The organism is Halobaculum halobium (assembly GCF_030127145.1).
Taxonomy (GTDB): Archaea; Halobacteriota; Halobacteria; order Halobacteriales; family Haloferacaceae; genus Halobaculum; species Halobaculum halobium.
The window spans coordinates 2,732,812-2,745,765 of the sequence record NZ_CP126158.1 but is presented as its reverse complement, the minus strand read 5'-3'; the positions used below and the strand labels follow the sequence as shown (position 1 = coordinate 2,745,765).

The following is a 12,954-nucleotide window of genomic DNA, read 5'->3' as shown; positions in this document are numbered from 1 at the left end:
TTGTCAGGACTGCGACTGCCACGTCACGCGCCGCGTTCGCGCGATCAGAACCCCTCGCGGAGGAACGGGTTTGTCGGCGGGAACGCGGCTGCGAGCGCCGGCTGCGTCGCCTCACCTTCGGTATCGACGGCGCCGAGTTCGACCAGCCGATTCGCCGAGTGTGAGCCGACGACCAATCGAGCGAGCGCGCCGATGTCGAGCACCACCTCCGCATCCGCGTCCGCGACCCGGTCGACGGTGCCGCGACCGTCGGCAACGCGCAGCCGGAAGCGGTCGTCGTTCCACTCGCAGGAGTCGTCGCGCACGTCGAACACGAGCGTCGTCTCGAGGTCCGCGGGATACTCGATCGCCGCCAGCGCAGATTCGACGTCGACGACGCGCGCCATCGGTCCGGGACGGATCTCCGTCTCCGCGGCCTGCGGGTCGTCGAGGTCGTCAAACAGGCGGGTGTCGGCCGGCCCGGTGAACCGGACGCGCTCAACCTGCGAGTCGTGATCGCGACAGAATCGCAGGAGCTGTCGGCGAGCCTCCCGGTCTCTGGCCGCGAACTCGTTCACCGTCAACGCTCGTCCGTCGGAGCCATCCTCGTCCCGAATCGTGTAGACGAGATAGCCGCGGAGTGAGTCGCCCCGGTCACCGTCGGTCCACCCGTACACGTACGGGTCGGTCTCCCACGACTCGAATACTCGATGGCGCCACCAGCCCTCGCCGCGGTCCAGCCGGAACTCGTCGCCCGCCCACTCGTCGTACACTGCGTCCAGCCGCGGCCACGCGTCGGCGTCGAGCCGTTCAAACGCCCCCGCCGGGTCCGGACACGCGCTCGCTGCGCCTCCGGAGCGACCTCGATCCGTGCGTACTCGCCGATCCGCTCGTAGCCGAGTCGGCGGTAGAAAGAGTATTCGAACGGCCACAGCGCGGCGAAGGCGACATCGGCGTCACGGAGTTCGCGGTGGACGTGTCCGAGGAGATCGCGGACGAGTCCGCGACGGCGCATCTCCGGGGGCGACGCGACCGCCGAGACGCCGGCCACGTCTCGAATGCCCCCGCGGATCCGCGCAGAGAAGTCGTAGTAGCCGCAAACAGCGGCGAGCGTCTCGGTTGCAGGGTCGTCTCGATCCCCGCCGTCGTCCTCGTAGAGGCCTCTGGGCTGGAACGACGCCGGCCGATCTGGGCCCTCCGGCTCGTAATCGGGACCTCGTTCCGGGGAGAAGGCGTACACGAGGACGTCGTCGAATGCGGTCTCGTGCTCGTCGGGGATCGCGCGGTAGTCCATGAGAGGACGGGTCCCGCTCCGCGAATAGTGTTTGCGCTGCCGCGAGACCGACTCACACGACCGGTGGTCTCTCCCCGGTGCGATGCTCTAGCTCGCGCTCTGATGCTCAGGCCCGCGCTCTTGGTCACCGGTTCCGGTTCGGATCGCGGGGTTCTCGGTGGTGGGGACCCTGGCGTGGGTATGGGCGACGACACGCGGCTTCGCGACCGGATCACTCGCGATCGACTCCTGCTCGCGGTGGTGCTGGTCGTCGGTATTGCGGGAACGGGGATCGTCCGCCGTCAGCTGGGCCTCCTCGGCTTCAACGAACTCGGTCGCGTGGTGTTCATTCTCGGGTACGGCCTCACCGTCTTCGCCGTCTGGTACGGGTGGATCCGACCGCTGGACATCACCGGCCCGGGTACCGATCGCGAGATCTCGCCGTCCGGATCGTCGCTCGATGAGCCGACCGAGAGCGACCCGAACGACGGCGAGAACGGTGTCGCTGCTGACCCCGGCACGCCGAACGACCGCGCGAATTGAGCGAGACGGCGAACGAGTCGGGCGGCGGAGCGATCCAGAGCCACGTCTTGCGGGAGGCGATTCGATCGATGTACCCGCCGTGCGGACGGTCCGCTCAACGGTGGTCTGGCATCGCGGGGGCCGGGCGCAAACGAGCGAGAACGGAACGTTAATGCGGCGCCCGGGGGGAACTGAAGACAAGAGATGATCCCGCTCCAGATCGTCGACAGCTTCCTGCTCCCGTACAACGTCGGACAGGCGCTGCTGCTCGGGTTCGTGCTGACGACGCTCGCAACGCTACCGGTCTCGCGGAAAGCCATGGCGCTCAACACGATGCTGTTCGGCGTCGTGTTCCTGCTGACGCCGCAGTCGCTCGTGCCGGTCCACTATCTCTTCCTCGGCATCGTGCTCGTCGTCATCGGCCCGCTCGTGTTCGTCGTCTCGCGGCGATAGCCTCGCGTCGACTCCCGACTCGCGCCCGACGACTCCCGAACACCGAACAGGAGCGGCAGGCGGTTCGAGCCGAACGTCATCCTTTGGCCGCCGCGGCGGACCGAGGCGGCATGGTAACCGCCCGCGCGCCGGCGACCAGCGCGAACCTCGGCAGCGGCTTCGACACCTTCGGCGTCGCGCTGTCACACCCTGCAGACACCGTCTCGGTCGAGCGCGCCGCCGAGACGACCATCCGAGTGCGCGGCGCGGGCGCCGACTTCATCCCGACCGACCCCGAGAAGAACGTCGTCGGCGCCGTCGCGGAGGCGCTCGACGCTCCGGCACACATTCACATCGACAAGGGCGTCCGTCCGTCCTCGGGACTCGGCTCCTCGGCCGCGTCCGCCGCCGCCGCCGCGGTCGCACTGAATGAACTGTACGACAGGGGCTACAGCCGACACGACCTCGTTCCCGTCGCAGCCGAGGGGAGGCGGTCGTCTCCGGGGAGGCCCACGCAGACAACGTCGCACCCGCGCTGTTGGGCGGTTTCACGATCGTCCGCAGCGACGACGGCGCGACGAGCGTCGACGCCGACCTGGCGCTGGTCGCGTGCCTCCCGGAGGTCGTCGTCTCCACGCGCGACGCCCGCGGAGTCGTGCCGGACTCCGTGTCGATGACCGACCACGTTGAGACGGTCGGCAACGCCGCGACGCTCACGGCCGGGATGTGTCGCTCGGACCCGGAACTGGTCGGCCGCGGACTCGACGACCCCGTCGTCACTCCGGCGCGCGCGAAACTGATCACTGGCTACGAGGGGGTCCGCGAGGCCGCACTGGCGGCCGGGGCGACCGGCGTCACCGTCAGCGGCGCCGGCCCGAGCGTGCTCGCGGTGTGTGAACCGGGTCGCAAGCGCGCGGTCGCCTCGGCGATGGTCGAGGGTTTGCCGACGCTGGCGTCGGTGCGCGCGCGTACCAGACCGCCGTCGGCGACGGCGCGACGGTGCTGTAGCTCGACTGGGAACCGCGGCCGACCGGCGTGCCGGTCACTCCAGCGCCCGCTCGGCGAAGCGCTCCCTGACCTCCGGCTCCGGCACCTCGCAGGCGTCTTTCTTCCCGAACACCTCATACCGGTACTCGGCGACCACGTCGTAGGCGGCGTCACGGATGCCGAGCGGGAGTCGGCGCAGTGCCCACGCGAACCGCCACGGTGCCCCCAGCCGACGGGCGACCCGTAGCGCTGCCGTCGACTTCTGAGAGGTCTCGTCGCCCTCGACGAGCACGAAGGAGTTGTGGTCCTCGGTCGGGAGTCCGTGCTCGCGCAACAGCGCCTGCCCGACCGGCGAGTCCAGCGGCGCGAACCGGAACACGCCCTCGTCGTCGTGGCGGACGAGAAATCTGATCGTCCCGTGACAGAGATTGCAGACCCCGTCGAACAGGATCACCGGATGACGGTGCGGGTCCACGTCTGCCAACGGGTCTGCGTCCGGCGGCGCGTCCGAGGCTCCGTCGTGGCTCACGGCTGTCGCTACGAGTTCCGAAGGCATCAAGCCCGCGGCGACCGGGCGGCCGCACGGCGGGCTCGTCGCCGGTGTGGTGGCGAACAGGCGACACGGCGGGCTGCCCGCGGAACGGCGTGTCGCACACCCGCGTGCGCCCCGCGGCCGGAGTCAGATCACGACAGTCGCACAGCTGTGGCCCCGGTATCGAATAAAAACGCTCGTGCGGGCGAACACCCAACGCGTGTCTCTCGTCGTTAGACGCCGCGGCCCTGCAGCTTCTCCTCCTCGTCCATCTGCTCGTTCGCTTGGCCGGACATCCCCTTACCGGGGGACTTGGCGATCTCCGTGAGCGTCTCCGGGTCGTCGTAGTTGTTGACCGCCTTGACGATCGCCTCGCCCATTGCGGGCGGGTTCTCGGCGCCGAAGATACCCGAGCCGACGAAGATGCCGTCGCAGCCGTGTTGCATCATGAGCGCGGCGTCGGCGGGCGTCGCGATGCCGCCGGCAGCGAAGTTGACGACCGGCAGGCGACCCATCTCGGCGGTCTCGTGGACGAGTTCGCGGGGCGCGCCGTGCTCGCGAGCCCACTCGTCGCGCTCCTCGCGGGCCATCCCGGAGAGCTGGCGGACGGCGCGCTGGATGTTGCGCTGGTGGGTGACCGCCTGGTTCACGTCGCCGGTGCCGGCTTCGCCCTTCGTCCGGATCATCGCGGCGCCCTCGTCGATGCGACGCAGCGCCTCCTCCAGGTTGCGCGCGCCGCAAACGAACGGCGCGGTGAATTCGCGCTTGTCGATGTGGTAGCGCTCGTCGGCGGTCGTGAGCACCTCGGACTCGTCGACCATGTCGGCGCCCGCGGCCTCCAGGATCTGTGCCTCGGCGGTGTGGCCGATGCGGGCCTTCCCCATCACCGGGATCGACACCTCCTCGATGACCTCCTCGAGTTTGCCGGGGTCGGCCATCCGCGCGACGCCGCCCCGCTTACGGATGTCCGCCGGGACGGACTCGAGGTGCATCACGGCGACCGCGCCGGCGTCCTCGGCGATCCGAGCCTGTTCGCGGTTGACCACGTCCATGATGACGCCGCCCTTCTGCATCCGCGCGAAGCCGCGCTTGACGAGGTCGGTCCCGCGTTTGAGCTCCTCCAGATCGGTCTCCTCGGTCATGGTCTACGTTACGGGTGTGCGTACGTAACGGTTGTCCTTCCCCGGGCGACGGCCGCCCGACGGCGTCGCCGTTAACCGGCAACAGCGGGTCGCGACCGGGGCGCCTTACCCGTGGTCGCCGCTGACTGCCACTGCCTGCCGCTGCCTGCCGCCGCTCGACCCGGCGTGCCGCGACCCCGGGCTACAAGCCGCCCGAGCGCCATCGCCTGCCGTGTACCGACGAGACCTCCGCGACACCGAACTCGACGACCTGCTGGCCGCGATGGCGAGCGCGGACTCGGTCGTGCAGGCTGCGCCAGCACCGGACGGCGACCGCATCGCCTACGCGAAGGCCCGCGAGGGCCAGATCGATCTGTGGGTGTGGGACGGGACGACCGACACCCGACTGACGAGCGGGGGCGTCGCCGCGATGCGCTACGGCCGGGGCGACCCCGCGTGGTTCGACTGGCACCCGGCGGGCACCGAGGTGGCGTTCGTCTCGGGCGACGGCGACCTCTCGACGGTCGACGCCGAGACCGGTGCGGTGACGACCCTGACTGGCTACGACGACCCGGACCTCAGCCTCGCGTACGCCCCCGGCGGCGACGACATCGCGGTCGTGACCGACCACTTCTCGCGCGCCTCGCTCGCGCTCGTCGCCGCCGACGGTTCGCGGGTCGAGGCGCTCGCCGACGACGAGTTCCTCTACGGCGACCCCGCCGTCGCGGACGACGGGACCGTGTACGCGACTCGCGCCGAGCACCGACACCTGTTCGACGACGAGGCCCATCTCGTCGCCGTCGACCGCGACGACGGCGGCCGCGGACAGGGCGTTCGCGTGGTGTTCGCCGAGGAGGGCGTCCGCGTCCAGAACGTCCGGCCGCGCCCCGACTCCACGGAGGTCGCGTTCGTGCACGACAAGAGCGGCTTCGACGCCGTATCCGTCGTCGACGGCCACGGACCGGACGAGGATGCAGACGCCGCTGCGAGCGCCGGTGGCGACCCCGGAGAGTTGTACGCCGTCGAGGAGGCGGAGGTCGCAGACCCCGCGTGGAGTCCCTCGGGCAAGACGCTCGCCGTGACCGTCACCCGTGACGGCCGCGCGAACGTCCACGCCGTCGACCGCGACGGCTTCGCCGAGGAGGTGACCGACGAGGACGCCTTCCACACGGCGCCCAGGTGGCGCGACGGCGACGTCCTCACCGTCCGCGACACGCCGCACGAGCCCGCGACGGTGTGGAACGCCTCCGCGGGCGAGCGGGTGACGCCGAGCGCCGCGCCAGACTTCGGCGCCCGGGTCCCGTTCCCCACGACGCTCACCTACGACTCCGACGGGACGGAGGTCCAGGCGGTCGTCTACCCGCCGGCCGACGACGCGGACGACGAGTCGGTGCCGGTGCTCGTGAAGGCCCACGGCGGCCCGACCTCCTTCGACCGCTTCGGCTTCGACCACCGCGCGGCCTATCTGGCCGCGCTGGGCTACTGCGTGATCCTCCCGAACTACCGCGGCAGCGACGGCTACGGCCGCGCGTTCCGCATGGCCAACGACCGAGACTGGGGCGGCGGCGACCTCCACGACGTGATCCGCGCGGTCGACGCCGCCGACGCGGCCTTCGACGCGGTCGACGGCGACCGGGCGGGCATCTACGGCGGCTCCGGCGGCGGCCTGATGACGGTGAACGCGCTCGGCAACTCCGGCCGGTTCGCCGCGGGCGCCGCCTTCTACGGCGTCTACGACTACGAGACGTTCCTCGACGACACCGACGACATCGGCTGGCAGCTCATGAAGCGCGAACTGGGCGACGTGGCGACCGACCTCGACAACTACCGCGAGGCGTCGCCGATCCGCCACGTCGAGGACATCGAGGACCCGCTGCTCGTCCTCCACGGCGAGGACGACGCGCGCGTCCCCATCAGCCAGTCAGAGCAGTTGTGCGACGAACTGGAGACGCACGGCAAGCGCTTCGAGTTCCGCCGATACGACGGCGAGCCGCACGGCTTCGGACGACGAGAGAACGTCGTCGACGCGTACACCCGCGTCGCCGACCTCTTCGCGAAGTACCTCCGGGTCGACCCCGACGACGGGAGCAGCAGCCCGCACCCGACCGACGAGCCCGACCGCGCGTCGAACTGACCGAGACCGGGGTCCGACGACGCTCGGCCGATCGGGGACCGGTGGAGCCCGCCGAGTTTCGCTTATTCGTCCGCGTCGATCGCCTGTTGGATCCGCCGCTCGATCTGCGGCACCCGTCGCTCGACCAGGCCAGGGAGCTGTCCGGGGAGGTTCTCGCGGTTGCGTTCGAGCGCGTCAGCGATCGCGGCGGTCCGCTGTTTGAGCCCGCGCAGGCGGTTGTCCGCTCCCTGCGCGTTCCCCGCCTGCGCCGCCTCGTTCGCCCGCCGCGCCGCGTTCGTCGACGCCTCTAACGCCCGGAGCAGCCCGACGAACCCCGCGTCCGGTCCGCCGCCCGACCCGTCGTCGCCGCTGTCGCCGCCACCGGTGTCGCCGCCCGGTCCGCCGGTGACCGACGCCGTCGCCTCCAGCACGTCCTCGACGGCGTCGGCGGCCGCGCCGGTCTGCTCTTCGGTGTCGTCCGGGACGCCGACCTCGTCGATGCCGTCGGCGTCGCCGTCCTCGAAGACGCTCGCCTGCGCGATCGTCTCCGTCAGCAGGGTGAGCAGGAACGACGTCAGCGACGCCTTCCCGGTGCGCGCCTCGCGAACGGTCGCGGTCGACTGGTCGGCCGCGGGGTTCACGCGGTAGGCGCCGAGCGCGCCCGCCTCGTCCTCGACCTCGGCCGTGTAGGCGCCCTCGCGGTGGACGTACACCGCGGCGCCCTCGGCCTCGTCGTCGGCGGGGAGGCCGTCGTAGACCCGGCCGGCGACGTCGTCCTCGACGGCGACCCGGTCGAAGCCGGGCGCGTCCGCGGCGGGCTCGGCGCGCACCTTCACCGCGTCCTCGTTGGGCGTCACCACCACGTCGCCGTCGACGCCGACGGTCGTGGTCGCGGGCGGGCCGTCGGCGGTGGCCGCTGACTCGGTCGGCTCGGCCGTCTCCGAGTCGGTCGTCGCGGAGTCGGTGGATCCTGCGCCGTCACCGCCGTCGCCGCCGTGATCAATCCGCTGGCCGTACGGCGCGACGCCGGCGCCGTTGACGGTCAGTCGGTGCTCTCCGGCCGGCACGTCGCGAAGAGCGACGACCCCGTTGAACGTGGGAACCGCTTCGGGATCCGATTCGAGGAGGGCGATCCCCTCGACGACCGGCTCGCCAGTGTCGACGCCGTTGCTCCCGGGTGCGTCGTCGCTGTCGGTGGCCTCGCGGATCACGCCGACCACGTCCCCGGCGAGTCCGCTCACGTCGAGGTCGAACCGCTCTGAGAGCGCAGAGCGGTGCCGCGGGTCGGTCACGTCCGTGAGCGGGTCCGCGAATCTCGGTTGCGCCGTGGGAGTGCCCGTGGTCGTGATGTGGGACGCGACCGCGTCCTCGGCGAAGGACGGGACCGCGAACTCGAAGCTCAACTGCGGACCGGTGAACTCCCCGATAGTCAGGTCCGCCATGGGCGTCAGCGAGTAGCCGTAGTCGGCTTCGCCGGCGGTGTCGGCTCCCTCGAACGCGAACATGAGGCCCGTCTCTCGCAGCGGAATGTCGTCGGGCGGCGAGGGGTCCCCGAGAAGGACTCGACGGTCATCGCTGCGGGGACGAGGTGATCGCGGGTGACGTTCGGGAGGTCCGGGTGATCGTGGATCGGCGAGCCGTCGAGTTCCGGCAGCGAGAAGGGGAGACGATACCCCTCTCCCCGCGGAAGCCCGTAGGCCGCGGGCACGTCCAGCGGGGAGAGCGCACCGTTGGAGATGTCGGCGATGTCGGTGACGAGCGGAAGCCGCTCGAACTCCGCTTTCGTCTCGTTGATCCCCAGCGCGGAGGAGTGACTCCCCACCTCACTGATGATGCTCGCGCGGTCGGTCTCGGGGTCGAGGAACTCGTTGTTCGGCACCTTCCGAGAGTGGGCCGACGCGACCAGCAGCGTCGGGTCGCCCGTCTCCGGGTCGCCCGACCCCTCGCCCACGTCGAGGAACACGTGCAGCACCTCCCAGTCGTGCCAGTGGAAGTTCACCGAGAACTGGTCGAACGCCGAGTAGAACCAGTACTGCACCACCGTGAGATCGGTGTCCGGGTAGCGAACGGTGTTGTAGAACGCCGTCCGATGCGGGGCTCGCCGCCGGGCTCGTAGTCGCGGGCGTAGCCGTCGAACGCCGCGAAGCCGTCGAGAACGCCCCCGTCGCCGTCGTCGCCGGTGTACTCTCGTGGGTCCGTCGGGAACCACCGCTCGCCGGCGCCGAAGTACAGGTCCGGTGCGTGGGCTTCCGCGAGCGTCCGGGCGCGCTCGCCGGAGACGGCTTCGCTCTCGGGCGCGTCTCCGCCCCCGAGAACTCCCGCACAGCCCGCGATCGACGCGGCGCCGGCGGCGGCACCGGCGGCTGCACCGGCCGCGAGAACCTCGCGGCGCGTGCGTCGAGCGGTGTCGGTCTCGTCGTCCGCGTCGGCGGCGGAGTCGCGCATCCTCGGACTACCCCCCGTCGTGGGTGACCGAGCGCATCATCGTTCGGACGTCGTCGGCCTGTCCCGACAGTCGGGTCGGGTACGCGCCGACCGTGACGACGAAGTCCCCGCCCGCGCGAACCGCCTCCGAGACGTGCAGTCGAATCTCGACGGTGACTCCCTCGGTAACGGTCGCGTCGGCCGTGAACAGCCCGACGGTCGTGTCGGTGCCGAGCACCGTGACGGTCTCCTCGCCGTCCGACTGGAGGTTGGAGATCCCGTCGTACTGGGAGAGCATCCGCCGCGCCAACTCCCTCGTACTCAACTCCCCGACGGGGTTGAACGTCTGCTCGGCGATCTCGACGGCCGGCGTCGACAGCGCGACGAACAGCGACGCCTGGATGCGCTCGCCGAGTATCTCCGCGGCTTTGTCGTACTCGGCGACCTGGTTGGTGACGACGACCTCTCGGGTCTGGTCGGCGACGGTGAACTCCCGGGTGATCTCCATCGGTTCGACCCGGTACTCCTCGAATCCGGTCGATTCCAGGGTCGAATCGGGGACCGACGCGACGCTGGCGGAGAACTCCGCCGGCTCCGAGCCGGTGATGACGCCGAGACAGCCGCTCGTCGCGCCCGCACCCCCAGCGCGAGCGCCGCACCGGTCCGCCGAAGGAACTCCCGTCTGCGTGCCTCTCGTGGCATGGGACGGACCTTGGATTCAAGCGGTATCAGTCTCGTGGTCGACGGCGACGCGGGCGAGCACGCCGCTGTCGGCCTCGAACCCGTCGCGACAACGGCTCACACGGTCGAACGACCGGGTATCGTACCGCTTTTGCCGCTCGGCCGGGAACGTAGGGTACCGAATGATCTCGAAGGGCTGTGAACAGTGCTCCAAGGGCGGGAAGATGGTGCTGTTCGTGTACGGCTACTGCGACCAGCGCGACTGCTTCTACTGTCCGCTCGGGGAGAACCGCAAGAACGTCACGGACGTGTACGCCAACGAGCGCCTCGTCGAGTCCGACGAGGACGTGATCGAGGAGGCCAAGCGGATGTCGGCGTTGGGCACCTCCATCACCGGTGGCGAGCCCCAGGAGGCGATGGGGAAGACGACGCGGTATCTCCGCCTGCTCAAGGAGGAGTTCGGCGAGGACCACCACACGCACCTCTACACCGGGATCCCGGGCGGCCGCGAGAACATGCGCCGCCTGTCGGAGGCGGGCCTCGACGAGATCCGATTTCACCCGCCGGTCGAGCAGTGGGGAGACCTTCACGGCACCGAGTGGGAAGAAATTCTCTACGTCGCCCGCGAGGAGGGCCTGACGCCGGCGTTCGAGATCCCGGGCATCCGCGCGGAGGAGGAGTTCCTGGAGTTCCTCGACGAGGGGGCCGCCGACTTCTGCAACGTCAACGAGTTCGAGATGTCCGACGGGAACTACCGCCGGATGCAAGAGCAGGGCTTCGAGCTGCAGGAGGGCCACATGTCGGCCGTCGACGGCTCGAAAGAGGAGATCTTGGACGTCATGGGCGACCACGAGAAGGTGTACTTCTGCACCTCCGTGTTCAAGGACGCCGCCCAGCACCGCAACCGCCTCAAGCGGATGGCGCGCAACCTCCAGCGCCCGTTCGACGAGGTAACTGACGACGGCACACTCGTGTACGGCAAGACGTACGCGAGCCCAGAACGCATCCGCGATCTCGGGGTTCCAGAGGAGTTCTACACCACGAAGTCCGACCACGTCGAGGTGGCGTGGTGGCTGCTCGAGGAGATGATCGACGAGGGCGATCTCGACGACGGCGAGGTCGTCGAACAGTACCCGACCTACGACGGCACGGTCGTCGAGCGGACGCCGCTGGCGTGACCGTCACGGTCTCTCACTGAGCGCGCCGAGGCGTTGGTCGATCCTGAGAGCCGGAACGCCGACGCACTAACTGGCGACTGCCCCGTGTAGAGCGTCCGCGCGTCACGATTCGTCCTTCCGAGTGCAAAGGAGGACCGGGCGGTCCGTCCCGAGGACGACCTCCTGGGAGACGCTCCCGAAGAGCGCCTTCCCCGCCTTCGAGCGCTTGCGTCCGGCGATGCTGATCGCGTCAACGTCTAGTTCCTCCGCGGTCTGGATGATAGATCTCGACGGCGTTCCACTCGTCTCGTGGTACTCCACGGTGACCCCGGCGTCCTCTAAGATGGTAGCCGCACGCCTGACAGCGGCGACCTGACTGACCGACGCGCCCTCGCGGTTGTCCGTGAAGTCGTGCAACAGGTGCGCGGTCGTGCTGTCGGTGTCGAACAGGTCGCGGACCGTCGCCGCCTGGGCGGCCGCACGGTCGCCGCTCTCGTCGATGGCCAAGAGGAGATGTTTCACACGCACGAATTGCTAGCGATCGAACATATACGTATGGGTGGGTCCGAGCGCGGCGGGCGCGTCGTCGCTACTGCCGGTTCGGAGTCGCTACTCCCCGAGCGTGACAGCCTCGTCCGCGCTCCGCCGGAGCGCGTCGGAGCGGCCGTAGCTCCCCGGCGCGATCGCGAGCGTCCCGAGGCCGTACTCGTTGGCGACCTCCAGCGCGGGCTTGAAATCGGTGTCGCGGGAGGCGATCGCGACGGTCGCCGCGCGACGCTCGGCCGCGAACGACGCCACGTCGACGGCGAGTTTCACGTCCACGTCGCCGCTGGTGGTGATCACCTGAAAGCCGTTGGCTTCGGCAGCCTGGATGAGGCCCGGGGTGGCGTGCTCGTCGAGGTACAGCCGCGCGGTGACGAGTCCACCGTCGGCCTCGGCGGCCGCGCGCAGATCCGCGAAGTCCACGTCGAACTCATCGCGGAAGACGTTCGGCCCGTCGACGAACAGCGCGACGCCCCGCGGTCGCGCCGGTTCCCCGTCGGCGTCTCGCCACGGGCCCCGCGGACCCGCGGCTCCATCGCCCGCTGACGACGGCCCGTCTGCGCCGCGAGCGTCGTCGCCGCCGGCGCTCGCTCCGAAAACGCGATCCAGCAGTCCCATGGCGAGGGGACCGGACGGTGGCCGATACGCGTTCCGGTTCGCCCCCGATCGTCCGTCGGCCCCGCCGGCCCGAGGGAAACCGACATACCCGCCCCCGCCGTTCGTGGGCACATGAGCAACTGGACGGACGCGATCGTCGGCGAACGCATGACCGTCGACCGCGAGTTCAACGACCGGATCCACCAGTCGGAGTTCTCGAACCAGCAGTGGGGACTGATCATGACGGCCGTCGAGTTCGAGATCGAGGACGCGGACGACCCGGAGAACGCCCGGATCGTCGCCGACACGTCGAAGCTTCCCCAGATAATGCCCGAACTCGACAACGTCTCCCAGCAGATGGGCGGGATGCCCGGCGGCGACCCCACGGGCGACTCCTCTGGCGGCGCCTTCGGCGAGATCGTCTCCGACATCAAGGACGCCCTCCTGGGCGGCGGTGGGGGCGGCGGCACGGACACCCAGCAACTGGAGGCCGCCGAGCGACTCACCCAGGAGTACGCCGACGAGCTCCAGCGACACCTGGAGTCGAAGGGGAAGTTCGAACAGGTCCGACTGGCGTATCAGGAGTAACGAAT

14 protein-coding genes and 2 pseudogenes are annotated in these 12,954 nt (G+C 70.0%); 6 read left to right on the top strand and 10 right to left on the bottom strand.

Annotation, left to right across the window (positions count from 1 at the left end; all coding sequences use genetic code 11):
* Nucleotides 1-44 precede the first annotated feature (44 nt).
* Complete coding sequence (locus P0Y41_RS14375; protein ID WP_284061990.1) at nucleotides 45-752, bottom strand: GNAT family N-acetyltransferase; 708 nt, start codon at nucleotides 750-752, stop codon at nucleotides 45-47.
* Between the two features lie 173 nt (nucleotides 753-925).
* Nucleotides 926-1,273, bottom strand: a pseudogene (locus P0Y41_RS18045) (GNAT family N-acetyltransferase); the annotation flags it as partial.
* Between the two features lie 102 nt (nucleotides 1,274-1,375).
* On the opposite strand from P0Y41_RS18045, the gene P0Y41_RS18040 reads away from it, so the two are divergent.
* From P0Y41_RS18040 to P0Y41_RS14360, 3 genes and pseudogenes are all read left to right on the top strand, one after another.
* Nucleotides 1,376-1,795 carry a DUF7996 family protein gene (locus tag P0Y41_RS18040; RefSeq protein WP_490396649.1) on the top strand — a complete coding sequence of 140 codons (420 nt, stop codon included), beginning with the start codon at nucleotides 1,376-1,378 and terminating at the stop codon, nucleotides 1,793-1,795.
* A 183-nt stretch (nucleotides 1,796-1,978) separates the two neighbouring features.
* Nucleotides 1,979-2,227, top strand: a complete 249-nt coding sequence (locus P0Y41_RS14365; protein ID WP_222915982.1) for a DUF8006 family protein — start codon at nucleotides 1,979-1,981, stop codon at nucleotides 2,225-2,227.
* A gap of 110 nt (nucleotides 2,228-2,337) precedes the next feature.
* Nucleotides 2,338-3,214 (top strand): annotated as a pseudogene (locus P0Y41_RS14360) (homoserine kinase).
* Nucleotides 3,215-3,248: 34 nt separating this feature from the next.
* Here the strand turns inward: P0Y41_RS14360 and P0Y41_RS14355 are convergent.
* Together P0Y41_RS14355 and pdxS are read right to left on the bottom strand one after the other, a co-directional pair.
* Nucleotides 3,249-3,722, bottom strand: coding sequence for a thiol-disulfide oxidoreductase DCC family protein (locus P0Y41_RS14355; RefSeq protein WP_284061988.1), 474 nt, complete (start codon nucleotides 3,720-3,722; stop codon nucleotides 3,249-3,251).
* 236 nt (nucleotides 3,723-3,958) lie between these two features.
* The gene (gene pdxS / locus P0Y41_RS14350) at nucleotides 3,959-4,867 is read right to left on the bottom strand and encodes a pyridoxal 5'-phosphate synthase lyase subunit PdxS (RefSeq protein ID WP_284061987.1); all 909 of its coding nucleotides are present in this window, start codon (nucleotides 4,865-4,867) and stop codon (nucleotides 3,959-3,961) included.
* A 211-nt stretch (nucleotides 4,868-5,078) separates the two neighbouring features.
* On the opposite strand from pdxS, the gene P0Y41_RS14345 reads away from it, so the two are divergent.
* Nucleotides 5,079-6,980 carry a S9 family peptidase gene (locus P0Y41_RS14345; RefSeq protein ID WP_284061986.1) on the top strand — a complete coding sequence of 634 codons (1,902 nt, stop codon included), beginning with the start codon at nucleotides 5,079-5,081 and terminating at the stop codon, nucleotides 6,978-6,980.
* A gap of 62 nt (nucleotides 6,981-7,042) precedes the next feature.
* On the opposite strand, the gene P0Y41_RS14340 is transcribed toward P0Y41_RS14345, so the two are convergent.
* The 4 genes from P0Y41_RS14340 to P0Y41_RS14325 are packed head-to-tail and all read right to left on the bottom strand — an operon-like array spanning nucleotide 7,043 to nucleotide 9,891.
* Entirely contained in the window at nucleotides 7,043-8,464 is a 1,422-nt protein-coding gene (locus tag P0Y41_RS14340; protein ID WP_284061985.1) for a hypothetical protein, read from the bottom strand.
* On the bottom strand, nucleotides 8,407-9,000 hold the full coding sequence (locus P0Y41_RS14335) for a hypothetical protein (RefSeq protein ID WP_284061984.1): 594 nt from the start codon (nucleotides 8,998-9,000) through the stop codon (nucleotides 8,407-8,409). The genes P0Y41_RS14340 and P0Y41_RS14335 overlap by 58 nt, the downstream gene beginning before the upstream one ends.
* Entirely contained in the window at nucleotides 8,955-9,404 is a 450-nt protein-coding gene (locus P0Y41_RS14330; RefSeq protein WP_284061983.1) for a hypothetical protein, read from the bottom strand. The genes P0Y41_RS14335 and P0Y41_RS14330 overlap by 46 nt, the downstream gene beginning before the upstream one ends.
* Before the next feature lie 7 nt (nucleotides 9,405-9,411).
* The gene (locus P0Y41_RS14325; RefSeq protein ID WP_490396648.1) at nucleotides 9,412-9,891 is read right to left on the bottom strand and encodes a DUF6517 family protein; all 480 of its coding nucleotides are present in this window, start codon (nucleotides 9,889-9,891) and stop codon (nucleotides 9,412-9,414) included.
* A 355-nt stretch (nucleotides 9,892-10,246) separates the two neighbouring features.
* On the opposite strand from P0Y41_RS14325, the gene P0Y41_RS14320 reads away from it, so the two are divergent.
* Nucleotides 10,247-11,242 carry a radical SAM protein gene (locus P0Y41_RS14320; RefSeq protein WP_284061982.1) on the top strand — a complete coding sequence of 332 codons (996 nt, stop codon included), beginning with the start codon at nucleotides 10,247-10,249 and terminating at the stop codon, nucleotides 11,240-11,242.
* A 102-nt stretch (nucleotides 11,243-11,344) separates the two neighbouring features.
* Here P0Y41_RS14320 and P0Y41_RS14315 read toward each other — a convergent pair whose 3' ends face one another.
* Entirely contained in the window at nucleotides 11,345-11,743 is a 399-nt protein-coding gene (locus P0Y41_RS14315; protein WP_284061981.1) for a universal stress protein, read from the bottom strand.
* 87 nt (nucleotides 11,744-11,830) lie between these two features.
* A complete protein-coding gene (locus tag P0Y41_RS14310; protein ID WP_284061980.1) occupies nucleotides 11,831-12,382 on the bottom strand; it encodes an NYN domain-containing protein in 552 nt (183 codons plus the stop codon).
* A gap of 111 nt (nucleotides 12,383-12,493) precedes the next feature.
* On the opposite strand from P0Y41_RS14310, the gene P0Y41_RS14305 reads away from it, so the two are divergent.
* On the top strand, nucleotides 12,494-12,949 hold the full coding sequence (locus tag P0Y41_RS14305) for a DUF5799 family protein (RefSeq protein ID WP_284061979.1): 456 nt from the start codon (nucleotides 12,494-12,496) through the stop codon (nucleotides 12,947-12,949).
* Nucleotides 12,950-12,954: the final 5 nt, after the last annotated feature.